Source organism: Desulfonauticus autotrophicus (assembly GCF_055381725.1).
This window is the reverse complement of sequence record NZ_AP042395.1, coordinates 2,159,885-2,185,248: the sequence shown is the minus strand read 5'-3', so window position 1 is coordinate 2,185,248 and position 25,364 is coordinate 2,159,885. Positions and strand designations below refer to the sequence as shown.

Below are 25,364 nucleotides of genomic sequence, written 5' to 3'. Positions count from 1 at the left end.
TAAAATCCCTTTTAGTTTCCTGCTAGTTTTTGCTTTTTTCTTTACCAGCCAGGACATGTCTTTCTTTGGCAGATAAGACTGCTTTGCGCAAGCGAATGCTTTTGGGGGTTACTTCTACCAGTTCATCATCTTTAATAAAGTGAATGGCCTGTTCTACAGTTAAAGGCAAAACCGGGGTTAAAATCACAGCGTCATCTTTGCCTGCTGCCCGCAAGTTAGTAAGCTTTTTGCTCTTGCAGGGATTCACATCCAAGTCATTCTGCCTGTTATGCTCACCAATAATCATACCTTCATAAACCACATCTCCAGGACGAACAAACAACCGGCCTCGAGGCTCCAGGTTAAACAGGGCATAGGCCACAGCCTGTCCAGACCTGTCCGAGACCAGAGCACCTGTTCTTCTGCCCGGAATATCTCCAGCATAGGGAGCATAACCAGCAAACAAAGAGTGCATAATGCCCGTGCCCTTGGTGTCAGTTAAAAATTCATCTCTATAGCCAATAAGGCCTCTGGAAGGGATAAGAAACTCCATGCGCACTCTACCCTGACCATTATTAAGCAGAGAATGCATCTTACCTTTGCGTAAAGAAAGTTTTTCTGTCACCACTCCCATAAACACTTCTTCGCAATCTACCAACAAGTTTTCCATGGGCTCCTCTAATATCCCCTTTTTTTGTTTCAGAATAACTTTGGGCCTGCCCACGCAAAATTCAAAACCTTCCCGCCGCATGGTCTCTACCAGTACAGCCAGTTGAAATTCACCTCTACCCTTGACCAAAAAGGAGTCCTTATCCTCTGTTTCTTCCACCTTAATGGCTACATTTAAAAAAGTTTCTTTAAATAAACGCTCTCTAATTTTGCGAGACTGCACAAATTCCCCTTCTCTTCCAGCTAAGGGAGAGGTGTTGATACTAAAAAGCATGGACACTGTAGGCTCTTCAACCCTAATCCTGGGTAGTTGTTGCGGATTTTCCTGGGTACAGATGGTATCTCCAATATGTACGTCCTCCAGGCCTGATAACACCACAATATCTCCAGGAAAAACTCTGGAAACCTCTTTTAATTCCATCCCTTCGTACACTTGCAATTTAGAGACCTTAAGAGGTTTTTGCTCTCCTTCAGCTAAGATACAGACCAGATTTTCTTTAGCTTCTACCTCTCCGTGAAAAACCTTACCTATGGCCAGACGTCCCAGGTAGTCTGAATAGCCCAGATCTGATACCAGCATCTGAAAAGGCTTTTGGGGGTCAAAACCAGGTCCAGGAATATTTTGTAAAATAGTCCTGAAAAGTGGCTTTAAATCCTGCTTTTCTCCACCCAAAGTTTCAAAACACACTCCTTCCTTACCAATGGTATAAAGCACAGGCGCTTCCAGTTGTTCCTCTGAAGCTCCTAACTCTATGAGCAAATCATAAACCTCGTTTAAAACCTCCTGCGGTCTGGCATCCTTACGGTCAATTTTATTGATACAAATAATAAGGGCCAAATTGCCTTCCAGGGCCTTTTGCAGAACAAATCTAGTTTGAGGCAAAGGACCTTCTGAAGCATCCACCAGCAAAATAGCCCCATCAGCCATGGACAAAGCACGCTCTACCTCTCCTCCAAAGTCAGCGTGGCCAGGAGTATCAATAAGATTAATCTTCACTCCTTCATAGAAAAAAGAACAGTTTTTGGCAGCAATGGTAATCCCCCTTTCCCGTTCTAACTCCAGAGAATCCATTATCCTTTCAGCCACTTCCTGATTGTCTCTAAAAAGACCACTTTGTTTTAACATACTATCTACCAGGGTGGTCTTGCCATGATCAACATGGGCTATAATGGCAATATTTCTAATCTTTTCATTTTGTTCCCAGGACATAAAATTTTCCTTTTTTTAGAGATGAAAAAAAATACAAAAGCCCCTTTAGGACAAAGGGGCTTTACGCTTTCTACCAGAATACAAAAACAAACTCAAAAAAAACTTAGGCAGGAATTACACTAACTCTAGTCTTAACTCTATTTTTTCTCTTAAATTTTTCAAATTTAACCACACCATCTACCAGAGCAAAAAGGGTGTAGTCCTTACCCAGACCTACATTTTCTCCAGGATGAATCTTGGTACCCAACTGCCTAACCAGGATATTGCCAGCTCTTACCTGCTGACCAGCAAAACGCTTTACACCGCGTCTTTTTCCTATACTATCTCTACCGTTTCTAGTACTTCCACCAGCTTTTTTATGAGCCATGACTTCCTCCTCTCTACCTACTTAGGCCTTGATTTCCTTTATCTTCAAGGCAGTAAACCATTGTCTGTGGCCCTGTTTTTTACGATAGCCTTTTCTTCTTTTCTTTTTGAAAACAATGATCTTCTTGCCTCTGCCGTGTCCCAAGACTTCACAAACGACCTTTGCACCCTCCACATAAGGAGTGCCAATCTTGACTTCTCCGCCTTCACCCAGCACCAAAACTTTGTCTAAAGTAATTTCCTGGGCCGGCTCTACCTCCAGCTTTTCTACTTTAATCTGTAAGCCTTCTTGGACTCGATATTGTTTTCCACCTGTTTCAACTATAGCAAACATGTTACCCTCCCATACGTGAAGAAAAAGATGCTTAAACTACACTTTAAACTCTAGTCAAGCTTTTTTCTCCTTTCTGGAAAAAATCTAACTCTCCTCAACAACTCCTGGCCAAAACCAAGACCTCTATCTCCTTAACTCCTTGTATTTGTAAAACCTTACCCACTTCCCTTAAGGTAGCCCCTGTGGTATAAATATCGTCTAATAATAAAACCTTTTTCTCTCTCAAATCTGCCTTTAAGGCAAAAACTCCCTGCACATTTAAAAACCTTTCTTTTTTCGCAAAGTCCTCTGGGGTAGATTTTCTCTGATTTTCTAAGCCCCAGGGTCAAAACCTTGCCCCCTATTTTACCTTGAAGTCCTTTAGCTAACTCCAAAGTTTGATTAAAACCTCTTTTTCTGAGCCCTCCTTTAGAAAGGGGTATGGGCAAAATAATATCTGGCCGGGTTAACTTATGCCGGTAAAACCCATTTTCCAAAAGGGAAACAAAAAAATCCAGGTAAGCCAGCTTTTCCCTGAACTTATAAGCATAGACAATTTCCTGAAAAGTCCCAGTTAAATAACAGCCAAAACCAAATTTAGACCAGGGTGGAAGTACACTCTGACACTCTGCACAGAGGTGAAAACAGGGCAAGGTATAAGGCTGTCCACATAAGGGACACCAGCCCCTGGCTAAAGCAGGTAAATACTTTCTACACTCCAAACAAAAAAAATCATCCACTTCTGGCTGGCCACAAAAAAGACAGCGACGAAAGTGTTTACCAAGATTGGACAAAATCCAGAATCTCTTGCTCTTTGTGAGCATCCAGGTCTTCAGGTCCATCTACACCTCTAAGACCCAAAATTTCCACTTCATAGCCAAAGATTTGTAAGAAGTATTTTAAGGTAAGACGCGCTCCTTCAAAAAGCTTTTCCCCTTTGGGCCTGCCTGCTAAAAGTACAGCCTTGGCTTTTTTAACTGGTAAAGAAGCAGGATTTAACATATAAAAACTTTGCGCCCGGTCAATAAAACCTTTAAACAGAGAAGGAAGATGATAAAAATAGATGGGAGAAAAAAAGACAAGCTTCTCCCTTTGGGCCAAAGAATCAAAAATTGCTTTTACCTCATCCTTACCTTCAAAGATACATCTACCTCTGGACTCAGCTTTGGCACAGGTTTGACAACCAATACAGGGAATAATTTTCCTGTCCCGCAAAACAATATATTCTGCCTTTTCCCACTTCTCTAAAACCAGGTTAAAGGCCCTGTCTGTACTGCCCTTTAGATGCGGGCTGGCGTTAACCAGTAATGTTTTTTTCATAACTACCTTTTAAAAAGCTGCTTTTTTCCTCTAACTTTAACTGATAATGAGGAAAAATAAAACTAACCTCTCGCAAGGTGCTTTTAAACACTGGAGAAACCAGCACCACCAAGCGTTTAAACTTATTTTGTCGGAGATAAAAACTTATCTCCTCCAATACCCTTCAGCAGGTATGCCGCAAATCTAAAATAAATTCTTCTCTAGTTTTGGACATAAACTTTTCCATACTCTTTGGCCATTTTCTCTATTCTAAAAAATCTTTGCCACCTTTCCCTGGCTTGTACTCCCATTTTCCTGAGTTGCCCAGGATTTTTAAGCAGAGCAAGTGCAGTTGCTATTAGTTTATCTTCAGCCAAAGGAGCAATCAGTTCCCCACAATCTCCAGCAATGACTTGCTCACCTATTCCTCCTACCTGATAAGCCACTACAGGCAAGCCACAGGCCATACCTTCCAAAATAACAAGGGGAAAGTTATCTATTCTAGCAGGATAAATTAATAATGACCCCTGGGCCAGCAAATTTAAAAGTTCGCTATGAGGTAAAACAGGTACTTGCTTAACCCTGGCAGCCACCTCTGGTGAAGAAAAGGACAACTTTTCTCCTCCCACTAAAAAAAAGCGTATTTCTTTATCTTCTTGAAAAATAGATTCTATAATGAAAGGCCACCTATCACTTCCCTTAATTTCATTGCGGCCCAAAGAAGAACATATTAAAATTATAAACTTTCGTTGATAGCGAAACAATTCCAGGGTAGGATTAAAATTAAGTTCCACTCCATTATAAATAAGTTTATGCTCCAGACCTGGATACATTTTGCTTCCCATCTTCTTTAACCAGTTAGAAGGATAAATAAAAATGGGGTTTATTTTTAATAACAATTTTTTCTTCTGTGCAAAAACTTCTTTACTGTTTGTAAATCCCAAAGGACAGGATAAACACTCCTTTTGCCAGTTAAAACACTGAAAGGGATAAACACAGCCTCCACCAAGCACCTGGAAATCATGCGCAGTAATAAAAACTCTTCCCTTAAAAGCAACCAGTTTTTTTAATACCTCCAGCCAGTTTTTACTGGAATGAAGGTGAAAATTAGAAGCATCTTTCAATTTTGACCAATCAACTCCTTCCCTTTCTACCAGTTGAATAAACTCATACCCAGGCTCTTTACTTAAATAGCTGGCAATTAAGTTGGCAACTCTGGCTGCACCTCCTTTATCTCGCAGATAAGTATAGTAAACAATTTTCATCGCTAAAAAAGGCCACCTCGCAAATGAGGATTGAGATAGGGATTGTGCAATTTTTCTTCCCCTACTGTAGTAGCTTCTCCATGGCCTGAATAGATAATGGTCTCTGAAGGCAAGGTAAGTATCTTTTCCCTGGCTGACTTAATTAATACCTCCTGGTCGCCGCCAGGAAAGTCTGTCCTGCCTATGGAACGAAAAAAAATAAGATCACCCACAAAAACAGCTTTTATGGCTGGGAAATAAAAAGAAAGGCTACCTGGAGAATGGCCAGGCGTACTAAGGACTTCACAGGTAGTGTCAAGTACCTGTAAAGGACCGGGCTCTAAATTTTGAAAGGAAAACTCTGGGGTTTCAGGAAAATCCATAAAACCACCTAACCCCAGTTCACTTTCCAAAAGGTACTTATCCTTTTCACTGGCCCAAATAGTTACGCCTGTAGCCTTACTTAAAGAGGCATTGCCCTGAATGTGGTCAAAGTGCAAATGGGTATTGAGGATATGAGTAAGTGTAAGGTTGTTTTGTTCTAAAAAATTTAAGACCTCACTTGCCTCTCCGCCTGGGTCTATAGCCACAGCTTCCTTATCCGAGTAAACTAAATAACAGTTGGTAGAAAGCACGCCTAAGGGAAATATTTTTACCTTTAACACCTGTTGCTCCTTTAAAACTCTTTAAGGATAAAGCTTTCCAGTTCTTTTCTGGAAGAACTACCCTTTTGGGCTGGATGGCCAAGTGCAATCACTGCCATTAACTCTAAATCTTCTGGATTAGTATCCAGAATTTCCTGAACCCGGGCTTCTTGATTTAAAATCTCTCCCAGCCAGACTCCACCCAAATTCAAACCATGAATGGCCAAAAGCATATTTTGAATACACGCTCCAATGGCTTGAGCGTCCTTGATGTGATGATAAGAGGCCTTTTTATCCAGAAAAACAACTATCAAGGCCTGAGCACTTCTCACAATGTGGCCATACTTGGTACACTCTGCTAAACGCTCCTTTATCTTGCTATCTTGAACCAAAACAAAACGCCAGGGCTGGTTGTTAAGCCCACTGGGCGCCCAGATACCTGCCTCTAAAATACGCAAAAGCTCTTCCCTGCTTACAGGTTCAGAAGTAAATTTGCGAATACTTCTTCTCTCCAAAATGGCCTGGAAAAGTTCCATCTTCTAAGCTCCTTATTCTTAAGTATATTTGTTTATGACAGCTTTGACTTATTTTGCAGATTAATAATGAAGTTTTTTTTTGCTGTCATCCTAAAATTATTCTTCTTGTTGAGGAGAACACCAATTTTCAACTAGCCTAACAAGCTAAAATTCTCAAAAATCTATCAAATCTAGAATTTGACAAATAAAACTCCCTATTGACAATAAGTGCTTTTTATAAGATATTTTAGTATAACTAAAAAAATATGAGGACCTAGCCATGTTTACAAGAAACATAATTTTATTAGTTTTTTGTTTATGTGTCTGGAGTACCTCCCTTGGAGCGCAAAATTTAGAACAAAAATATCAAGAACTTAAATCTAGAATAGAAAAAAATTACAATGAACCCAAAGGAGACCCTGGTAAACTAGAGCCCTACCTACAGTGGATGGAAATCAAAGCAAAAGACAGAGATGAAGTAAAAAGTATCCTAGAAAACATTAAACAAAATCAGGAAAATAAACACTTAAAACAATGGGAAGAAAAATTCTCTTCCTTGCTAAACTTAGCTCAAGGTTCAGGAGAGACTACAGTTAACGGAGCTGTGTTGAAATTTATGCGCATAAGAGACCCCAGGTCCCCCAAGGCTGCAAATTGGGAAACAGTAATAGAGCGGTTGAAAAATTACGGACGAAAAATTTACCTCAAGGCCAGGGAAACCAGGTTTGCTACCCAAGGGGTCAAGGCTGCAGCAAAGTGCATGATTAACTTTAGCCTCAGAGATGTGGAGGGGAATCCTACAGGGAAAAGCGTATATAAGAGACGGGAAGGAAGGTTTGGCTCACTTGATGAGCAAGGTAATCTGGTCATTCCAGACCGAGATTTTGATACAGACTGTGAGCCACGCAGTTCTTTTACCTATTTCTCCAGGGGAGAGCCAGCAGTGCAAACAGATTGGGGGCTTGATTGGATAAACCAGGTATGCCAAGAGGCTCGCTGGTGGAACTTTGGAGATGCGGAAAAGGATGCCACTGATTTGATGGAAGAGTTTTTTAAGGATTCCATGTGCAAGATTCCTCCCAATGGTTGTGATAAAGGACATAAAAGCTATAAAGAGTTAGCTAAGCGTTATTCTTTACCCAAAGCACTACAATACAATCAAGGTTTTTACGGTACTGTATTTGGTAAGGTAGAAGCTATTACTTCTTCTGGTAAAAAACCAGTAGAAAACGCTAAAATAACAATACAATCCCTAATAGATAATAGTATCTGGGAAGGTTTTACAGATGAGAATGGCAAATATGAAATTGCAGAAGTTCTTTTACATAAAGAGTGTAAACCATTAAAAATTACTGTTATAGCAGGAAATGATAAAAAAAGTGAAACCTTTAAAGGTCCTCTTCAAGAACCCGACCCTTCTTACCGATATGAAAAAAATTTTGTATTCACCAAAGGCGATAGCAACTTCCAAGTATTCACCTTTCTTGGGATGAAACCAAAAATAACCTTCGTTACACTGGCTTTTTTAAAGCCAATATAAAAGGAAAAGCAAAATTAAAAAATTCAGAAGGCAATTGGGAGCGTTATATATGTGAAACCCCCATTATTTCCTGGGACTTAGGGAGCGAAGTATTTGATGAAAGTGGAATATGTATGGGCACTAAAATAATTGACTTCTCAGGAAAAGGAAGAGGTGAGGTAATAGAAAAAATTTTAATTGATATGTTTTTCTTTAAAAAACAATACGCCTTTTCTCTTTCAGCTAAAGGAGAAAAGGCAATGCTTCTTCGTCCTACTAGCAATACATCCTGCAAACCTGTTTTTCAAGAATACAGGCCTATAGCCTGGCTCCTAACCATAATGGATACAATCACTCCTAACTCTTTGCAAAAAAGTATTAGTTGGACAGGTCTAGGTGATGGAACCCCTTATCCTTTAGGAGGAATGAGTTTTATAGTATTAGATGCGAATTCAGCATTTCTTCCTGGCTGGACTCCTGAGAGAGTCAAGTATCAAATAAACTTGCAATTTAATTACAATAAAAAATAAAACTTAAAGTTTATAAACAATACATTTAGGGCAGTTAATTTTATTACTTTTCTACAAATACTTTAAACTAATTAGAAAACAACTTGAACCCCTTAAACTTTACTTGCTCTTTAACCACAAACACTCCATAGGTAGTGCTTCCATAATTCTTTTTACCCACTATCTCCAGATGTTTACCTTTAAAAACACTATTAATTTTGCTGTTAATACGGGATTTATTTTGTAAAAACCAGGATAAAGTGTCTTTAGTTGTTAATCTTTTTTCTATATTCTCCACACGCAAAGACCAATTTCCCCATATTTTTTTTAAAATCAAAATAAAGTTTTCAACAGGAAATTCCCTTGGATTTAAAAAACATTTAGCACATCTAATACATTCTTTATTATTACAACCTTTTTTACTATCCAATAAAACAAAATAAATAGAAAATTCTAAAGGAGTTAATTTTACTACTCTATCTTGATAAACTATAGAAGTATTCTCCAGGTCCAGCTCCAAACAATAATTTTGTTGAAGACTATATTCTACTGCTTGAACCTGTTCTTTAAAAGACAGTTTTTTATCCATATCCCAGTTTAATTTATCTCTAAGCCTTACAAAGGGAATTTCAGCCAGCTTAATTTCTGCTTCTTGAGATTTTTTTACTACCATTTTTTTGGCTTCTGCATCATAAACCATAATATTTTTATCGATTTTAGAAGGGAAAAAGAACTCCGGATGGTTTTCAAAAGATGGATTTACCAAGACATGAAACAGTTTATCTGTTTTTTTGGCATAAAATTGCATAGCCATACCCAGATAAAAACTCATAGTTTTTCTACCACCACTTAAAGAAGCATAAACTATATTTTCTTGGGGAAGGCATATCTCTTTTACCTTTTGTAAAATAAAATCAGCTACCAAGCTATTTTCCAGGCTGTTTTGTAAATCCCAAAGCTCTTCTTCTCCTTTGAAAACATAAATATCCTCTTCATCAAAAATGATTGAACCCAAATTATATTCTTCGCATAGATGGAAAAACCTTCCTTCTACAGGATGTAAAAGTTTTTCCTGAATTAAAGCTTTGCCCTTAGCTGTAGTTAAAACTTTTATTTGGTGTGGAATAAAAGGCGGATTATATTTAAAAGCAAGAGCATATAAACTTTCTGTAATTACTTGTGGAGTAAGACCTGAAAGACATAAAAGTATGTTCATATTATTGCTACCTCTGGAAAAATTAAAAATCTTTTACCCCTACCTAATAAAATAGCCTTTTCATAACATTTATTACACAAATAAAAATATTTTACTGTATCTTCCTGAGGATTAATAATTGATTCTACTTGTTTTTGCAATTTATAAAAACTAGACTTATCCAAAGAGCATTCAAAAACAGACTTCTGCACCCTCTGGCCAAAGCCTTCCATGATTTTAGCCACCTTGTTCAACCTACGAGGATTACGAATATCATAAATCACTAGGAACCACATCAGTAAACCCAGAATTCTTTATCTATCCAAACTTCTCCTATCCCAGAAATTTTGGTTTTCTGGCGACAAACTTTACATACAGGATATAATAAAAGGCTATCTTCTTCCAGATCTAAAATTGCAGAAACCCTTTCCAGCATTTCCTCAACCTGAGACAAAGATAAATCACACTCAAATACAGAGTATTGTACTGGAACTCCAAAATCCTTAAGGGCATTGAAAACCCTATTTAACCTTTTAGGACAAGAAATATCATAACTAACTACATAAAGCATTATCTTATAACAAAAGGAATATAGTCTTTACTTTCTCCCTTTAGACAAGAAATATAGTGCTCTACCTGATAGTGAACTATATCTCGTAGAAAGCACTGTTTCTCTTTTAAAGGATAAAAGATGCTCTTACTAAGCCTTTTTTCTAAATGTTTTATAAATTTTTTCTTACCTTCTCTATTTAACAAAACCTTAGTAACCTTATTTGGCTCTTCCACGATGCTTTCTTCCAATTCATGTTCTTTGGGTAGAAAGATTTCTGAATTTAAAGGATCAACTTGTTTTACAAATTCTTCTCCTTTTTCTTCTACTTCTTTTATCTCTTCAAAAATAAAATTATCACGAGCAAGTATTTTTAAATTAAAAAGGGCCAGAACAGTCATATCCACGACAATAGGTCGAAACTCTTCCATTAAATCTAAGGCTAAAGAATTACGCCCATAACTTATGGCATGCAAATTCCCTAAGCCAGCATCCAACCCCTTGCTCTGTACTGCTCCTAAAACCAAGCTATAGAGGACCATATAGCCAAAAGATAAACAGGCATTTACCGGGTCTGTAGGAGGCCTGCGTACCCGTTTGCTAAACTTTAAAGCCTTAGAAAATCCTTCTCTATAGGCCCTAAAGTATTCCCTGCTGGCCTGACCTTCAAAGCCTCTAAGGCTGTCTAAGTCCTTGGCCTGCTCTACCAGAGTTAAAACCTTATTCAACCTATCTGCCACCTGGTCGGCTACTGCACTCTTTTGGGTTCTGGCCATACGCATAACCAAGGTGCGCAAATTGATTATCTTTCCTTGCACTATGCTTTTGGCCATTTGCAAACGAAAGTCCTTATCTTCAAAACAACGATACTGAGTCAGTCTAAGCACAGTGTTTTTATTATCTGGCCCAGATAAAGAACCTAAAAATTGACCGCCTCTACTTAAAAAGACAACACTAACACCGTTGCGAAACAAATGTACTAAAGCAGCGTGAGTAATCTCTACCTTCCCTACCAGAACTAGCCTATCCAAATTAAAAGTATAAATATTTTGTAGATAATTTTCCCCTTTTACCAAAAGGTGATTTTTTTCCAAGTGGACTTTTACGCCTGGTTTAGTTATGTACACTACACTCATAGGCTAAGTTCTATCAAAAAAAGAAAAAAGATAACAAAAACAATATTTGCCAAACATTGCTAAGGAAAGAAAAATGGAAAAACACATTGTAATCATATCTGAGCAGTTAATTCCCAACTTTATACCTCTATACTTAAACAAGGAAAAAATAAATTTCGTATATATTATCGCTACCTCCCAGATGAAGAAAAAATATGAAATTTTTGCCCAAATATGCTCTACATATAACTGGAAATGCCAAAAAATAGAGGTTTCTTCTTACAATTACCCAGAAATAATTGAAAAGCTAAACAAACACATCCCTCAAGAAGAAAACCTACATTTCAATCTTACTGGTGGGACCAAGATGATGACCATCAGTGCCTATGAATTTTGCCAAAAAAGAAAAATTCGCTCTTTATATGTTGATACTGCTAATCAAAAAATACTTCAAATAACTCCAGAGTTCAAAGAAACTCCTTTGCCTGATATTTTGGACCTGGAAAACTATTTAAGTCTTTATGGATATAAAATTAAATCAAAAGAAACTAAAAAACCAGAGAAAAAGTTTCTTGCCTCAATACCAGAGTTATTAAACATAGTTTGTAAAAATAAAAATTTTTTTTCAATTCTGAATTATCTATCTAGCCAAGCTAACAACTCAAACAATAAGGTAATGATTAAAAAAAACAGCACATATATAAAAAAACAATTATCTTTTCTACAAGAAAGAAAAATGCTAAATATAAATAAAGATACTATTATCTTTACAGGGGAAAAAGAAAGGTTTTTCTGCAATGGTGGATGGTTAGAAGATTATGTGTTTACTTGTTTGCTTGAACTAAAAGAAGAAATAGGTATAAAAGATTTAGCCAAAAATATAAAAGTAGTAGACTTAGAAGAAAATAAAAATGAACTGGATATAGCCTTTTGCATAAAAAATAAACTTTATATAATTGAATGCAAAACTACCAAGAAAACTGACTTTGAATCTTCTAAAAAACCTTTAAAGACAGATGTTGATTATCTTTACAAACTAGAATCTATCAAGAATAAGGTTGCTGGGATATATGGTTATCCTATTTTTATAGGCTTACATACCTCAGACAACTTAATTCAAAGAGCCAGGTCATGGGGAATAAGGATAATTTCTGATAAAAAATTAAAAAATCTTAAAGAGGAAATCAAGAAACTCCTTTAAAACTTCAAGATAAATAATATTACCCCAAAAAACAAACCAAATTTTCTTTGTTCTAAAAATATTAGTTAAAAAATTATTTCTTATTGCTTATACATTTACCTCTTTAAAGTCCACAAACTAAATCATTACTAGTCTAATCAACTATAATCCTTTTTTCATCAAGTAACAATTCTAACAGTATTCTCCCAAATTTTGGCACTTACACTTTCCAGTCGCAATCCTTTTTTCATCAAGGAACAATTCTAACGATATTCTCCAGAAGATGCTTTTAAACTTTATCAAGATGTAGTCGCAATCCTTTTTTCATCAAGGAACAATTCTAACAGGGGACATCTGGCTGAGGATATTGTATTCAATGCTCTAGAGTCGCAATCCTTTTTTCATCAAGGAACAATTCTAACCCTTAAAAAGAAATCAACAAAAGAAAAAGGAGGTCAAATCGTCGCAATCCTTTTTTCATCAAGGAACAATTCTAACAGAAAGTGTATCTCTGGGGTTTTGAAGCTGACCCCAGAGATGAGTCGCAATCCTTTTTTCATCAAGGAACAATTCTAACTACCCAGCAGGTTTCGACACCGAAGACGGTGTCGAAATATTCCATGGTCGCAATCCTTTTTTCATCAAGGAACAATTCTAACAGGCAAAAAAGTTGTTGCGAAATGATACAAATGGGTATCTAGTCGCAATCCTTTTTTCATCAAGGAACAATTCTAACTGTAATATGAAATTATATGAAATACCAGAGTTTTTAGAAAAGGTCGCAATCCTTTTTTCATCAAGGAACAATTCTAACAAAGGAGGAAAATATGAGAAACACCATTGAATTTGAAAAACAGTCGCAATCCTTTTTTCATCAAGGAACAATTCTAACACAATAAAAAAAAGGAGGGATTGAAAATGAAGTTATTCGAGTCGCAATCCTTTTTTCATCAAGGAACAATTCTAACAGTATGAAAAATGTAGTTTTGTTTTCGGTTGGGTTTTGGGCAGTAGTCGCAATCCTTTTTTCATCAAGGAACAATTCTAACTTTTTTTGACCTGGATTATGATTCAGAGGCGGAATGAACCATTGTCGCAATCCTTTTTTCATCAAGGAACAATTCTAACTTTTTTTGACCTGGATTATGATTCAGAGGCGGAATGAACCATTGTCGCAATCCTTTTTTCATCAAGGAACAATTCTAACAAAAAAGGAGGAAAAAAATGGAAGTGTTGTTCATTAGTAGTCGCAATCCTTTTTTCATCAAGGAACAATTCTAACGGTTATGCCGTCGGAGAATTTATAGGGTATCAAGAATGATGTCGCAATCCTTTTTTCATCAAGGAACAATTCTAACTTTTCGAGTATAAAATTAAATTTTTATACTCGAAACACTGTCGCAATCCTTTTTTCATCAAGGAACAATTCTAACAATGATGACTTTGCCCTGAATGACAGGGCAATCTGTGTTTGTCGCAATCCTTTTTTCATCAAGGAACAATTCTAACAAATATATAGAGTATTGAATTTTGAGGAGGAAGAAAAAGGTCGCAATCCTTTTTTCATCAAGGAACAATTCTAACGTGCTGAGTGTAGAAGAGAAACTCGCTTTAGTGCGGAAGGTCGCAATCCTTTTTTCATCAAGGAACAATTCTAACCTTAATAGACCCAGTAGCGTTAATTGGAGTACATATCGTTGAGAATGTCGCAATCCTTTTTTCATCAAGGAACAATTCTAACAAGAGGAGACGGCCCGTTTTATGTACTAATAGAAACAAACGGGTCGCAATCCTTTTTTCATCAAGGAACAATTCTAACTGCTTGGTTGGTTCACATAATTATAATTTAAACGATGAGAATGTCGCAATCCTTTTTTCATCAAGGAACAATTCTAACAAAAATGAAAGTAAAAACAGAAATTAATTTAAATTATGCCCGTCGCAATCCTTTTTTCATCAAGGAACAATTCTAACATCCATGTTGCGGATGCAATCCATTGTGGCACAATCAGCCGTCGCAATCCTTTTTTCATCAAGGAACAATTCTAACAAAAATGTTGGATTTAGAAATAAAGACTTTTGGCGCAAGTCGCAATCCTTTTTTCATCAAGGAACAATTCTAACCGTCTCCCTGAGGGGAAAGTGTTATCTTTAGAAGAGTTAAACGTCGCAATCCTTTTTTCATCAAGGAACAATTCTAACCGCTTGGTACCAGCGTTAGATATTCTTATGTGGAAGACATGTCGCAATCCTTTTTTCATCAAGGAACAATTCTAACTGGAGACTGGAACAGTGGAAATTGGAATAGTGGAAAAGGGAGTCGCAATCCTTTTTTCATCAAGGAACAATTCTAACAAACTCTTTATTTAAAGTTATATAGAGATTTGCCGTTTAAGTCGCAATCCTTTTTTCATCAAGGAACAATTCTAACTGGGAGAGAAAAGATGTGTGGGAAGTTTTGGCTGTACCAAGGTAGTCGCAATCCTTTTTTCATCAAGGAACAATTCTAACAAGCTCCAGCTATCATTAGATATTTTTTAGGAAACTAAAAAACGTCGCAATCCTTTTTTCATCAAGGAACAATTCTAACGATCTTTACGAGATCCTGGAATACCTCGGATATTAAAAGGGAGTCGCAATCCTTTTTTCATCAAGGAACAATTCTAACCACAATCCTGTGCGAAGGTAAAATTGCCCAGGGTGACGCCGGAAGGTCGCAATCCTTTTTTCATCAAGGAACAATTCTAACAAGAAACAAGAGAATTTAGTTTTACTTTTTATAGGCAACAGTCGCAATCCTTTTTTCATCAAGGAACAATTCTAACCACCTGGGATGAGCGGGAAATTTCAGATATCTTCTAATCGTCGCAATCCTTTTTTCATCAAGGAACAATTCTAACAAAATAACAGGCTTAAAAATAAAGAAAGTAGAAGAAAAAGTCGCAATCCTTTTTTCATCAAGGAACAATTCTAACTATTTTTGAAGGAATAAATGGTGTTGGTAAAACCAGTCGCAATCCTTTTTTCATCAAGGAACAATTCTAACCTCAGTTTTTAGAGGCTGCAGTTGAAGCAGCCAAAGAAAAAGTCGCAATCCTTTTTTCATCAAGGAACAATTCTAACTTACTATAAAGGTCGATTCCGTTTTATAGTGTTAGTCGTAAGTCGCAATCCTTTTTTCATCAAGGAACAATTCTAACTAATAAACTCTGTATCCATATTGCGGATTGTATCAACTGGTCGCAATCCTTTTTTCATCAAGGAACAATTCTAACTATTTTCTAATAGATTCCGAGACCTGAGCATGTCTTTAAACTGTCGCAATCCTTTTTTCATCAAGGAACAATTCTAACTAAAGAATGATACTAATGGATATAGGATTTATGCTAATAAATGTCGCAATCCTTTTTTCATCAAGGAACAATTCTAACATGCCGTTGGTGAATGGGTAAGGGTCTTCCAAAGATACTATGTCGCAATCCTTTTTTCATCAAGGAACAATTCTAACTACATGACAAGAAAAGATATATTAATTTTGTGTGAAATGTCGCAATCCTTTTTTCATCAAGGAACAATTCTAACGAAAAGATGCCGTTGGTGAATGGGTAAGGGTCTTCCAAAGTCGCAATCCTTTTTTCATCAAGGAACAATTCTAACAATTGAGGTATTCCAGGACATTTACGAAGTCCTGGAATACTGTCGCAATCCTTTTTTCATCAAGGAACAATTCTAACACCTAAAGGTGAAGAACACTATTTACATGAATTGTTTATTGTCGCAATCCTTTTTTCATCAAGGAACAATTCTAACAGGAGGGCAACATGACAGTTTACATCTTAAACACTTCAATGTCGCAATCCTTTTTTCATCAAGGAACAATTCTAACAAAAACAATTGGTATTTTTAAAATAAGCGGTTAGGGCATCGTCGCAATCCTTTTTTCATCAAGGAACAATTCTAACCGGCACCTGTTCCAATTTTACACTTGGAAAAGAAGCCGTTGGTGTCGCAATCCTTTTTTCATCAAGGAACAATTCTAACACAAAAACTAAAAGAAACAAAACAAAAAAAGGAGGTAGAAAAATGTCGCAATCCTTTTTTCATCAAGGAACAATTCTAACAAAAATGAGATGGTATAAGGTAAAGGTGACATTTAAAGATGGTCGCAATCCTTTTTTCATCAAGGAACAATTCTAACGATAATACAGATAAGACAATATTTTATGGAGAATTTGATGTCGCAATCCTTTTTTCATCAAGGAACAATTCTAACAATTGGAAATGTAGATGGAAATTTCAGAAAAATCTGGAACTGTCGCAATCCTTTTTTCATCAAGGAACAATTCTAACGTAAAATGAAATTAAAATGGTATAAAGTAAAAGTGACATTCGGTCGCAATCCTTTTTTCATCAAGGAACAATTCTAACACGAGGATGAAATACAAGGGTTTAATAGATGGCATGCTTATAAAGTCGCAATCCTTTTTTCATCAAGGAACAATTCTAACAATTGAAAAAGATGAAAATATAATTAAAGATGTTGAGAATAATAGTCGCAATCCTTTTTTCATCAAGGAACAATTCTAACCAAAGAAGTCGTGGGTGATTGGGTGAGGGTCTTTAAGGTCGCAATCCTTTTTTCATCAAGGAACAATTCTAACTCTGCCCTTTTTATTCTTAAATATTTCAAAGAGTTAGACCTTGTGTTGCGCCGACCCTTTTTAAAAAAATAAAGTTTAAATATTTTTATAGGCCTCTTTTTTGATTTTGTCAAATAATTTCAAAAGCTTATCCTTTGCGCCGACCTAAGCAAAATTCACCCTTTTTTAAGGGGTAAAAGAGGTTGGCGCAAATATAAAACCCCTATTTTTCTTTTTCAAAGAGCTTTTTAGAGCTGTATAAAACCAGTCTGTTTCGTAATATTATAAATGATCATCCAGTCTATCCACCACATACACATCGTTATCAAAATAACCATATACTCTATCATCTTCACCAGTCCAAGCATAGAATTCATGGGTACACTTACCCATTTTTTTACCTTCAATTGGGTGGAAACGTAAACTCCTTGGATTATAGCTTTTATCTCGCAACGCTTTGACAAGCTGATCTATACGTTCATTCATCTCTTTTTTCTATGTCCAGGCAGTGCATTTATCTGTTTAACAAATTTATCAGAAAACTTTACATACTCTACTGGCTCTGGCCAGAGTTCTTCCTCATATAAAACTTCTTTGGCCCTATTCCAAACAAGCTTTCCCCAGGGAGAAAAGTCAACTTCTTCATCCATCTTAAAAATAAACATCTCCGGCAAACTTTCAGCCTCCTTGAGAGTTAAAAGGCCTGCTTCTAAACGCCGAAACACAGTAATGTTTTTTTTAATACTTTCTTCCAAATCAATCTTTAGAGGTAAACGAGGAATACGCAATAAAGAAGAGCCAGATTCAAAAACATAAATAATTTCATCTGCATAAAACATGGCAATAACCTGTAAAAATCCCTGTACACTTTTAAACCCACCAGTAAGGTTAAATATAATACGATATTGATTTTGCTTATATTCAGGCAAAATAGCTTCAAACTTTTCAGCAAGTTCGGTTAAAGCTAACTGAAATGCTTCCATATTTTCTGTTTGCAGATCTGGTTGACGATAAACCTCAACCACCATTTTATTGTTTTGACTCTCCAACCATTCTCTTATCATATTAGCTGTTTGTTCTCCTAGCCAGGTATCTGTACAAAGCAAGAAGTGATAATCCCCGGACAAAAATTTACCTTGATAAAACTTTACCAAAGCATTTAATTCTGCTGAAAACCTCGTTACTTCTGTGGAAGGAAGTTGCATGAGCTTATTTTTTACTTCTCGTACCCTCTTTTCCAACAAAAACCTATGCTCTGGCTCAATATCTTGTAAGTTTTTATAATTAGCGTATTGAATCAACAATTTTCTTTCTTCATTACTTGCACCACCAGTTAATAGACTGGTTCCACAAGGAGATACAATATAGTTGGGCATTGATTAGAGCTCCTTTCTAAGTTTAGTAATTTATTCATCTTAATCTAAACTAATGTTCAATATCTCAGCTAATATCTGATAACTCTTTGTATATTCTTTATTTTTCTTTTTTTTACGTACCTTATCTAGAAGCCTTTGGGCAATATCTTTATCTGTTTTTAATTGTTCATTTTGTTGCCACTGCTGAATAAAAGCATCAACTTCTTGTGAGCCTTTATTTAATTTATCTATTTCAGTTAACATTTTTTCTTTATATTGCTTTATCTTATCTTCTTCGGACATATACTTCTCTTGGTATATTTTTATTATTTCGGGAGGTTCATTTGTAGAGATAACTTCAAAAAGACCATACCCCAAAGCAGTCTTAGCTCCCACGCCTTCTTCAGTAATAGCTCTTTTTAGAGCTTTTATTGTCCTCTTCTTTAATTCATTGCAATTTTTGTCAGTTTTATCAATCAATACTCTAAAAACAAACCTAGAGCCTTTAGCCACTGTCAAAAATTTTATTGGAGTTGGTTGATGATAGTCTCCAGGTGGGGTTTTGTGTTTTTCATCAGAGTAGTATGGGCCATAATGGGGATTCATAATATCTATGTGTAATTGAGGGACTTCAAAGGGATAACTATCTAAAAAAATAACCTTCCCTCGTTTAGCATTATCTCCTCCTGTTCCAAGTATATGAGGAACATAGGTCCATTTTTCTTCCTCATCAATATAAAAATTACCTTTATTGTCTTCTTTCAGCTTATCTTCGGGAATACCATTATCAACTAATTCCAACATATGGGCAAATCTCACAACTCCCTTAAGAGATGAGGCAGGGATATAAGGAAGACCTAAGTTATGATCAAAAATCATACCTACCTCACTTGGATGTGTTTCTCCTATTCCTACTATGAGAGGAGACTTTAATTGTGCTACAAAAACCACTATTTCATATTTTGAAGACCGACTTTGACAGAACTGATATTGATTTACGTGCTTTTTTAACAAAAACTCTTTTAAATAATTGGATAGTTCTTTATACTTTTGTCTATATTCAACAACAGAATCTCTAGGCACTTTAAAATTATCTCTTTCATTTAGTTCTATAAATTTATTAAACCATAAGCCAAAATTTCCTTTGTTATACGAGTTTAAAATACATAATATTTTATTATGTACTGGAATCATTTTATCTTACCCCTCATTCTTTACGTCTTTATTACCACAAAAGGCTTGGGCATATCTTTTTACCCATTCTAAAAGTGCTAAGACTTCCTTTTGTATGGAGAGATATTCTTTTTGCTCAATTTTATTTAAGTATTCTATAAGCTTTTCCCTGTCTTGAAGAGTTTGAGGAATAAATTCATTATTTATATCTTTATCTTTACATTTTAACCAATTAAAAATTATATCAAATAAAACTATATGCTTGTCTTTTGTATTAAATTCTTTATCGCCAGAGTTTTTATTCTTTTTTGCTCCTTTAGATAACCAAAAAGCTAAGGTTTGGCCAAAACCATTTTGTAATATCTGAGCAGGAGCACCAGCAACAAAGGAATCAAATTTATCTATATCTTTTGCTTTTAAAACTTCTTTTAAAGCATATTCTGCCCTTTTTTGCCCTAAAGTCCTCATTATTTACCTCCTTATTCTTGTTCTTTATCAGCATCAATCCACTTTATATTACAGATCCCTTTTCCTAAAGTTACATCACCGCCAATTTGCAAAAAATCTTTTATATTACTTTGAATATAATCCTTAATTGTCTTTGCAGCAAAAGAATTTTTATCCTTACTTTGCGCACTAAAACAAACTAAAGAATACAAAAAAGAATCAGCAGGCAAAAATTCTTGATATCTAAGTGAACGATCTTCTGCTGTACCTTTTTCAGCATTTATCTTTATGTTAGTTTGAATTTCTGTACAACAAGTAACACAATAATCAAACATCTCATCTGAGATAAGTAAAAGAGTCTTTATTTCAAGAAAATTTTCACATATAAATTCTACCAATTCATCTTTATTTTCTTCAGTATTATTATCTATTTTTACAAGGGCTTCTTCTAACAATACATCATAATTTCCCTTAAAAGTTTCTGCTCCTTTTAAGGTTATAGCTTTATTCTTTGATACTGAATCATAAGTCAAATTTTTCTTAATACCCAAATACTCCAAATCTCGCTTAAATCTTTCCAATACTGTTGGACAAGTTACCCAAACAAAAGGGGCTACATTAGACCTTACAGGAAATGCTAAAAGCTTTGCATCTGAAAGAGAGATCGCTCCAGGTAAACTTTCTTTTTCACTCCAATCATCTTGTTTATCCGAACCAAAAATATAGTTAATAACTTCTTTTACATTTTTATTATCCTTATTATCTTCAAAAAAATTTCGAAAATGGTCTCTCATAGCTCCTTTTACTCCAGAGGCCTGAATGATAGGATAACCTGTATGCCTTTCTCTTTGAATGGGTAAATCCACTGTAGCTACAGAAGCACCACTCCCTGCATGTATGGGAGAAATAGCGTAGAAAGAAAGTATAGAAAAATATTCTTTTTTTAACATAATATCCTCCTGTTATAGTATTTTAAAATTAATCAATAGCTATGCAATTATCTAACTTTTTATTAAAAACAGTACCTGCAGGAAAATATCCCTTCATAGGTTTATGAAATCCTTTGGACAAATCCCATCCACCTAAATAAACAATCTTGCCTGTAGCAACCACAGATTCATTTGCCTCTTTGCTGCCTGATATTAAAGATAACGACATGAAATAGTTCCCTTGTTCATTTAAATCTAAGTCAAAGTTTTCTCTTTTATACCATCCAAATCTCTGTTCTGCTCCCAAAAATAGAACCCCCTCATCTCCCAAGTCTTTTACATCTATTCCGAAAATAAGACTTACTCCTTTTTTCAATCTGCAGTGAGTAAAAGAATAAATGTGATGGGTTCTTACACTTCTATTTGGATTTAACGCAATACCAACTCTAGGCTCTGTTTCATAAAAATCTTCTATTGTTCTCAGGTTAACAACTTCCTTTCCCATGAGATCATCATAAGCTATCCAACTTCCCCCAATACTCTCTAACTCTGAGTTTCCTTTTGCCCAATACATATCTTTAGCAGAAGATTTTATTATACCTTTTTTTATTCTTTTGGCCTTTATTACTTTTACCTTTTCATCTTTATCTATACTTTCTTTATATTTTTGCTTTTCTCTAAACCATAAATAAGGAGCAGGAACATATACTTTATCATCCAGTTTAAAAAAAGGACCAACTATGTTAAATCCTGGCTTTTCTTTGCCAAGATTTATTAATTTTTCATATTTTGCCTTATCTTTTTTGAAAAAATAAGTTCTTATAGCTCCTGCAATAGTATGAATAGGAGGAGGAAAGTTTAAGGTAGAATCATGATGTTCACCCATACTCATAGGTTCAGAACCTCTAAAAAAAATAGTGTCATTGGGTTGAAAAGAATAGAAATTAAACATTATTAATCCTCCTGCTTTCTATTTAAAAATCCCGCTATTATCAGAGGATCATTAGAAAATAATAATTCTTTCCCATTTTTATCTTTCTTCTCATATAAAATTATTTTTCTAATATCCTTTGCTAAATTCTTTCTCTTAATTTCTTCTATTTTTTTGCTAGATTTGCTCAGTTGTTTATCTATAAAACTATCTAACAAATCCATTTTTTTATCTTCTGTTTCATTATCTAGATTTATTATAGAATAAATACCATTTTCTAATGCTGCCAATTTATAAGCAAAACTTTTGGATAAAGATGTTCCAATATTATTAGCCACTCTTTTAAATGCTTCCAATTTATCATCATCCCATTTGCTAATAAAAAATCTATCTCCTCCGCTTCTTTTTTTTAGTTGTATAGCAACAGCGTTTCTTCCTCCTTCTTTTTTTGCTTTATCTTTCAACAATTTATTTGCTTCTCTAATCATGTGTTTTAAACTTGCTTTGTGATGACAAATAAGAATACCTGCTGAAATAGAAATATCTTTCCCCTTACCTAGATTTACAGATAGTTTACCAGGCCTCAAATTAAAACTATCCTTTATATCTTCGCTTATAGTTTTATCTTTTTCATTATAAATTACCTTAAAAGCAGATTTATAATATTTACTAATTTCTTCTGCAGCTAATAAAGCCTTATCCATAGGTAGTACTGCACAAACATCATCTCCACCAGCATATATGAGTTTACCTTCATATTTTTTCACTATCTTTGCTACTCCATATATGGCAAAGTCTCCCAAGGATTCAGAAATAGAAGCATGTATTGATGGAGTTAAATTACGTTTAGGTACCTCACGAAAGATTTTCTTCCAATTTTCTGAATAAATCTTTTCAATCTTACCCTGTTCTATTTTGGATTTAATTTCTGGATGCATTATGGAATCCCAGGTAGAAGCTATAGTCTCTCCCCCTACAAGTTTACCCATACTATCTCCATCCATTAATAAAATGGCGTAATAACAATCCTGATTATCTATGTCCTTCTCTTCTTCATGTATTTCTTGAGCTATTTTTATCTTTTGTCTGTAATCTGTAACATTTTCTCGCTTAAAATACTCATTAAGAGCCATATAGGTTGTGCTTGGAAAACCTTCTTCTACTTTACTAAATGTGCTTTGTAGAATATGTTTTTCATCCTCTTTTATGGAGTAAGGAGCTAGTCTTTTTGTTAAACATATGGAACAAAGATGCTCATTTTTTTTAAAATCTGTACTTTTATCTCCTCCATATGCACTTCTTACTTTATTCCAAAAAGAGTCAATGTATTTTTTATACTCATTGGCAGACATATCTTGATTATATTTTTTAGAATGCAAAACCTCAAATTCACCACACATATGACACTTTTCCCCAGGTTCATCTTCTCTTGCAACTATTTTCTTTGTTTTTTCTGCAGCTAAAGCTGCCTGGCATAGCGTATGAGATACAGAATACAATACTCCTATCCCAGATTTTTCATAATTTGGTTTATTTTTAATCATTTCGTAAAAATATTGGAATAATGTAAAATTCCCTTTATATGCCTTTTCAGGTAAAAGCTGTACTATCTCTTTTTGATCACTTATCTTAAGCATTCTAATAGAAGCCCATTTTATTTCCCAAAAATTTTCATTTTGTCGTTTAAATAAAAATTTAATATATTTTTTTTCGTCCTCACTTAGTTCTATCCTTGAATACAACTCTTCAACAACTTTTAAATAAATGTTTTTCCATGAATTTAATATAGATTCTTTTATTTCTACTGCAATGTCTTCTGATTTACTAAAAGGTACAAGAAATAAAAATTTATTAGGGAAAGAAGCTATTTCAGACTCTTGATTTAGAAAATCTCTTACTTCATAAATCTTCCACTCTTTCTCTAAATACTTATTAACTAAAAATTGATCTATAAGAGAAGGATAGAGAACATGATCTGGGCCTAAATTCTCCATTATCCATCTAATGCCTTCAAAGGCAAGATAAGATAAAAATACAGAACCTACCCAATAATCTCTTAGCTTTCTGGCATTTTCAATAAACCCCTGAACTGGAGTTATGCTAAACACCATCATGCCCAAATCATCGTCTCCACCAAGGTCAAAACAAGATTGGATTGCCGAAACCAGGGCATTGTGTTGCCATATAGAATGATCTGGAAATCTGGTATCAGCAGGCAATCTATGCCATAGGGCACCAATCCCTCCCACATTTTCAGTAGCAAGCCTAAATCTTAAAACCAAATGAGTATAAAAAAAACGAGCTATTGCGAATTTCTTTGGATCATTTTTAAATCTATCTGAAAATCCACCTTCTCCAGGTCTTACCCCGATTTCTTTTTTTATAAAGTCAGTTAAACTTTGGAAAATTTGCTCTCCATCAACATCTTCTAGATTAACTGTTATTTGAGCTTTCTCTCCTGTAGGATGAGTAAGTACTGGACTTTTAGTAAAATCCACCGCACCACTTTTTTCTTCATCTGATGAGTATCCTACTATCTGACCTCGCTCAAAACCTGAAGCAATACCATCTGCTTTTTTCCAAAAATCATTATTGGGGGGAGTCACTCCAAATAAGTCAACAATTTTTTTAGCCCGCTCCACATGCCTTTTTATATCAAAACACTTATCAAAAGGGTCATGCATATATGCCCAAAATTTATTATTCCAGTAATTATCTTCTCTTTTAATCATAAGACACCTCATTAATACTAAGATGGTTAATGAAATTTTGATACTCATCTCTATCAACTTTATTATATATATCTGAAGAAAAGTTAAACTCACTGATAATGATTTGATATTTCTTATTTTTATTAATTCCAATTGTAATATACGCAGGTGATGCTAATCTATAAGATTTATTATTTACTTTTTTTACATATCCTGTATAATCTGAATTATATTTATGAGATGCCTCTCCAATTTTTATTAACAGTTTATTAAAATCTCCACTTTCAGAGCCAAGACTAATCCTTTTTAAAAAAGGATAACCATCTTTTACATCAATCCTAAGTTTAATTTCATTAGTCACGTACTCATAATTATCATTTTTGAGTTTATCTTTTAGTAAATTGAACAAATAACTCATTACATTAATTGAAATATCATCATTTAATATCCTAAAACTCCCAAATCCACGTCTACATCTTTTTCCTACACCTCCCACATACGATACAAATTTAAATAGATAGTGAATTTCTTCTGGACCAATCAGAATTAATTTAAAATGATGTCCTGAAGGTATAGCTGAGAAACGAAATCTAACCCTTTCCTTATGTGGCAACGGATTTATTTGTATAGGTTGAAAATTTTTACTTTCCAATTTTATTTTTACTCTACTTTTTCCTATATCGCCGCTATCGCCAAAAATTGAACTTTCTCCTTTAGCTAATTTTTCAAAATCATTATTATTGTTTACCAAATGCGGATTTATAGCTCTCCACCAATATCTCATCAAACTTTTAAATGGCGGCACCCTCAATTCTGCTTTTCTGCCTTCATTTCCTCCCAAAAACATGGGCGTAACAACTTCAATATTGTA

The 25,364-nt window shown here is 34.9% G+C and carries 23 protein-coding genes and 1 CRISPR repeat array; of the genes, 3 read left to right on the top strand and 20 right to left on the bottom strand.

The features are described 5' to 3' along the window. Positions 1–22: 22 nt before the first annotated feature. The 9 genes from typA to ACZ42F_RS12325 all read right to left on the bottom strand — a co-directional run bounded on the left by typA (position 23) and on the right by ACZ42F_RS12325 (position 6,260). Entirely contained in the window at positions 23–1,858 is a 1,836-nt protein-coding gene (typA, locus tag ACZ42F_RS12365) for a translational GTPase TypA (protein WP_464279218.1), read from the bottom strand. Positions 1,859–1,961: 103 nt separating this feature from the next. Continuing rightward, positions 1,962–2,225 (bottom strand): 50S ribosomal protein L27, encoded by a 264-nt coding sequence (gene rpmA, locus ACZ42F_RS12360; protein WP_464279217.1) that lies wholly within the window; start codon positions 2,223–2,225, stop codon positions 1,962–1,964. Positions 2,226–2,246: 21 nt separating this feature from the next. After that, positions 2,247–2,558: a 50S ribosomal protein L21 gene (gene rplU, locus ACZ42F_RS12355; protein WP_464279216.1), complete on the bottom strand. Its 312-nt coding sequence runs from the start codon at positions 2,556–2,558 to the stop codon at positions 2,247–2,249. A gap of 94 nt (positions 2,559–2,652) precedes the next feature. Then, positions 2,653–2,751 (bottom strand): hypothetical protein, encoded by a 99-nt coding sequence (locus ACZ42F_RS12350; RefSeq protein ID WP_464280269.1) that lies wholly within the window; start codon positions 2,749–2,751, stop codon positions 2,653–2,655. Further along, on the bottom strand, positions 2,714–3,379 hold the full coding sequence (locus ACZ42F_RS12345) for a hypothetical protein (RefSeq protein ID WP_464280303.1): 666 nt from the start codon (positions 3,377–3,379) through the stop codon (positions 2,714–2,716). Before ACZ42F_RS12345 ends, ACZ42F_RS12350 begins: the two co-directional genes overlap by 38 nt. Further along, a complete protein-coding gene (locus tag ACZ42F_RS12340; RefSeq protein WP_464279215.1) occupies positions 3,315–3,857 on the bottom strand; it encodes a flavodoxin family protein in 543 nt (180 codons plus the stop codon). Before ACZ42F_RS12340 ends, ACZ42F_RS12345 begins: the two co-directional genes overlap by 65 nt. A 200-nt stretch (positions 3,858–4,057) precedes the next feature. Next, entirely contained in the window at positions 4,058–5,101 is a 1,044-nt protein-coding gene (locus ACZ42F_RS12335; RefSeq protein WP_464279214.1) for a glycosyltransferase, read from the bottom strand. Positions 5,102–5,103: 2 nt separating this feature from the next. Then, entirely contained in the window at positions 5,104–5,745 is a 642-nt protein-coding gene (locus tag ACZ42F_RS12330) for an MBL fold metallo-hydrolase (protein WP_464279213.1), read from the bottom strand. An 11-nt stretch (positions 5,746–5,756) separates the two neighbouring features. Continuing rightward, positions 5,757–6,260, bottom strand: a complete 504-nt coding sequence (locus tag ACZ42F_RS12325; RefSeq protein WP_464279212.1) for a nitroreductase family protein — start codon at positions 6,258–6,260, stop codon at positions 5,757–5,759. A gap of 259 nt (positions 6,261–6,519) precedes the next feature. Between ACZ42F_RS12325 and ACZ42F_RS12320 the strand changes: the two genes are divergently transcribed. Both ACZ42F_RS12320 and ACZ42F_RS12315 read left to right on the top strand, forming a co-directional pair. After that, positions 6,520–7,779 carry a carboxypeptidase-like regulatory domain-containing protein gene (locus ACZ42F_RS12320; protein WP_464279211.1) on the top strand — a complete coding sequence of 420 codons (1,260 nt, stop codon included), beginning with the start codon at positions 6,520–6,522 and terminating at the stop codon, positions 7,777–7,779. 113 nt (positions 7,780–7,892) lie between these two features. After that, on the top strand, positions 7,893–8,288 hold the full coding sequence (locus ACZ42F_RS12315) for a hypothetical protein (protein ID WP_464279210.1): 396 nt from the start codon (positions 7,893–7,895) through the stop codon (positions 8,286–8,288). Positions 8,289–8,355: 67 nt separating this feature from the next. Here the strand turns inward: ACZ42F_RS12315 and csm6 are convergent, their stop codons facing one another. Genes csm6 through cas1 form a run of 4 tightly spaced genes read right to left on the bottom strand, consistent with a single transcriptional unit; the run spans position 8,356 to position 11,148 of the window. Continuing rightward, a complete protein-coding gene (gene csm6 / locus ACZ42F_RS12310; protein ID WP_464279209.1) occupies positions 8,356–9,483 on the bottom strand; it encodes a CRISPR-associated ring nuclease Csm6 in 1,128 nt (375 codons plus the stop codon). After that, positions 9,480–9,758 (bottom strand): CRISPR-associated endonuclease Cas2, encoded by a 279-nt coding sequence (gene cas2 / locus ACZ42F_RS12305; protein ID WP_464279208.1) that lies wholly within the window; start codon positions 9,756–9,758, stop codon positions 9,480–9,482. Before cas2 (ACZ42F_RS12305) ends, csm6 begins: the two co-directional genes overlap by 4 nt. Continuing rightward, a complete protein-coding gene (gene cas2, locus ACZ42F_RS12300) occupies positions 9,758–10,033 on the bottom strand; it encodes a CRISPR-associated endonuclease Cas2 (protein ID WP_464279207.1) in 276 nt (91 codons plus the stop codon). Before cas2 (ACZ42F_RS12300) ends, cas2 (ACZ42F_RS12305) begins: the two co-directional genes overlap by 1 nt. Next, positions 10,033–11,148, bottom strand: a complete 1,116-nt coding sequence (gene cas1 / locus ACZ42F_RS12295) for a CRISPR-associated endonuclease Cas1 (protein WP_464279206.1) — start codon at positions 11,146–11,148, stop codon at positions 10,033–10,035. Before cas1 ends, cas2 (ACZ42F_RS12300) begins: the two co-directional genes overlap by 1 nt. Positions 11,149–11,221: 73 nt before the next feature. Between cas1 and ACZ42F_RS12290 the strand changes: the two genes are divergently transcribed. Further along, complete coding sequence (locus ACZ42F_RS12290) at positions 11,222–12,328, top strand: Card1-like endonuclease domain-containing protein (RefSeq protein ID WP_464279205.1); 1,107 nt, start codon at positions 11,222–11,224, stop codon at positions 12,326–12,328. A 140-nt stretch (positions 12,329–12,468) separates the two neighbouring features. Further along, positions 12,469–16,968: a CRISPR direct-repeat array (repeat unit 36 nt; unit sequence GTCGCAATCCTTTTTTCATCAAGGAACAATTCTAAC). Positions 16,969–17,429: 461 nt separating this feature from the next. Here ACZ42F_RS12290 and ACZ42F_RS12285 read toward each other — a convergent pair. The 7 genes from ACZ42F_RS12285 to cmr1 are packed head-to-tail and all read right to left on the bottom strand — an operon-like array spanning position 17,430 to position 25,358. After that, entirely contained in the window at positions 17,430–18,323 is an 894-nt protein-coding gene (locus ACZ42F_RS12285) for a putative CRISPR-associated protein (RefSeq protein ID WP_464279204.1), read from the bottom strand. 39 nt (positions 18,324–18,362) lie between these two features. Next, positions 18,363–19,496 carry a type III-B CRISPR module RAMP protein Cmr6 gene (cmr6, locus tag ACZ42F_RS12280; RefSeq protein WP_464279203.1) on the bottom strand — a complete coding sequence of 378 codons (1,134 nt, stop codon included), beginning with the start codon at positions 19,494–19,496 and terminating at the stop codon, positions 18,363–18,365. Between the two features lie 6 nt (positions 19,497–19,502). Then, the gene (gene cmr5, locus ACZ42F_RS12275; protein ID WP_464279202.1) at positions 19,503–19,943 is read right to left on the bottom strand and encodes a type III-B CRISPR module-associated protein Cmr5; all 441 of its coding nucleotides are present in this window, start codon (positions 19,941–19,943) and stop codon (positions 19,503–19,505) included. A gap of 11 nt (positions 19,944–19,954) precedes the next feature. Further along, positions 19,955–20,872 carry a type III-B CRISPR module RAMP protein Cmr4 gene (gene cmr4 / locus ACZ42F_RS12270; RefSeq protein WP_464279201.1) on the bottom strand — a complete coding sequence of 306 codons (918 nt, stop codon included), beginning with the start codon at positions 20,870–20,872 and terminating at the stop codon, positions 19,955–19,957. Positions 20,873–20,900: 28 nt separating this feature from the next. Next, positions 20,901–21,803 carry a type III-B CRISPR module-associated Cmr3 family protein gene (locus ACZ42F_RS12265; RefSeq protein ID WP_464279200.1) on the bottom strand — a complete coding sequence of 301 codons (903 nt, stop codon included), beginning with the start codon at positions 21,801–21,803 and terminating at the stop codon, positions 20,901–20,903. A 2-nt stretch (positions 21,804–21,805) separates the two neighbouring features. Beyond that, entirely contained in the window at positions 21,806–24,514 is a 2,709-nt protein-coding gene (gene cas10, locus ACZ42F_RS12260) for a type III-B CRISPR-associated protein Cas10/Cmr2 (RefSeq protein WP_464279199.1), read from the bottom strand. Then, positions 24,507–25,358 carry a type III-B CRISPR module RAMP protein Cmr1 gene (gene cmr1, locus ACZ42F_RS12255; protein ID WP_464280268.1) on the bottom strand — a complete coding sequence of 284 codons (852 nt, stop codon included), beginning with the start codon at positions 25,356–25,358 and terminating at the stop codon, positions 24,507–24,509. The genes cas10 and cmr1 overlap by 8 nt, the downstream gene beginning before the upstream one ends. Positions 25,359–25,364: the final 6 nt, after the last annotated feature.

Bases quoted from the DNA above. Each gene is read 5' to 3' on its own strand.
- cas2 (WP_464279208.1), bottom strand. From the start codon at position 9,758: ATGTGGTTCCTAGTGATTTATGATATTCGTAATCCTCGTAGGTTGAAC.
- csm6 (WP_464279209.1), bottom strand. From the start codon at position 9,483: ATGAACATACTTTTATGTCTTTCAGGTCTTACTCCACAAGTAATTACA.
- ACZ42F_RS12315 (WP_464279210.1), top strand. From the start codon at position 7,893: ATGGGCACTAAAATAATTGACTTCTCAGGAAAAGGAAGAGGTGAGGTA.
- ACZ42F_RS12325 (WP_464279212.1), bottom strand. From the start codon at position 6,260: ATGGAACTTTTCCAGGCCATTTTGGAGAGAAGAAGTATTCGCAAATTT.
- ACZ42F_RS12345 (WP_464280303.1), bottom strand. From the start codon at position 3,379: ATGGACCTGAAGACCTGGATGCTCACAAAGAGCAAGAGATTCTGGATT.
- cas10 (WP_464279199.1), bottom strand. From the start codon at position 24,514: ATGATTAAAAGAGAAGATAATTACTGGAATAATAAATTTTGGGCATAT.
- ACZ42F_RS12340 (WP_464279215.1), bottom strand. From the start codon at position 3,857: ATGAAAAAAACATTACTGGTTAACGCCAGCCCGCATCTAAAGGGCAGT.
- ACZ42F_RS12265 (WP_464279200.1), bottom strand. From the start codon at position 21,803: ATGTTTAATTTCTATTCTTTTCAACCCAATGACACTATTTTTTTTAGA.
- ACZ42F_RS12320 (WP_464279211.1), top strand. From the start codon at position 6,520: ATGTTTACAAGAAACATAATTTTATTAGTTTTTTGTTTATGTGTCTGG.
- rpmA (WP_464279217.1), bottom strand. From the start codon at position 2,225: ATGGCTCATAAAAAAGCTGGTGGAAGTACTAGAAACGGTAGAGATAGT.
- ACZ42F_RS12290 (WP_464279205.1), top strand. From the start codon at position 11,222: ATGGAAAAACACATTGTAATCATATCTGAGCAGTTAATTCCCAACTTT.
- cmr6 (WP_464279203.1), bottom strand. From the start codon at position 19,496: ATGATTCCAGTACATAATAAAATATTATGTATTTTAAACTCGTATAAC.
- cmr4 (WP_464279201.1), bottom strand. From the start codon at position 20,872: ATGTTAAAAAAAGAATATTTTTCTATACTTTCTTTCTACGCTATTTCT.
- cas1 (WP_464279206.1), bottom strand. From the start codon at position 11,148: ATGAGTGTAGTGTACATAACTAAACCAGGCGTAAAAGTCCACTTGGAA.
- typA (WP_464279218.1), bottom strand. From the start codon at position 1,858: ATGTCCTGGGAACAAAATGAAAAGATTAGAAATATTGCCATTATAGCC.
- rplU (WP_464279216.1), bottom strand. From the start codon at position 2,558: ATGTTTGCTATAGTTGAAACAGGTGGAAAACAATATCGAGTCCAAGAA.
- cas2 (WP_464279207.1), bottom strand. From the start codon at position 10,033: ATGCTTTATGTAGTTAGTTATGATATTTCTTGTCCTAAAAGGTTAAAT.
- ACZ42F_RS12335 (WP_464279214.1), bottom strand. From the start codon at position 5,101: ATGAAAATTGTTTACTATACTTATCTGCGAGATAAAGGAGGTGCAGCC.
- cmr5 (WP_464279202.1), bottom strand. From the start codon at position 19,943: ATGAGGACTTTAGGGCAAAAAAGGGCAGAATATGCTTTAAAAGAAGTT.
- ACZ42F_RS12285 (WP_464279204.1), bottom strand. From the start codon at position 18,323: ATGCCCAACTATATTGTATCTCCTTGTGGAACCAGTCTATTAACTGGT.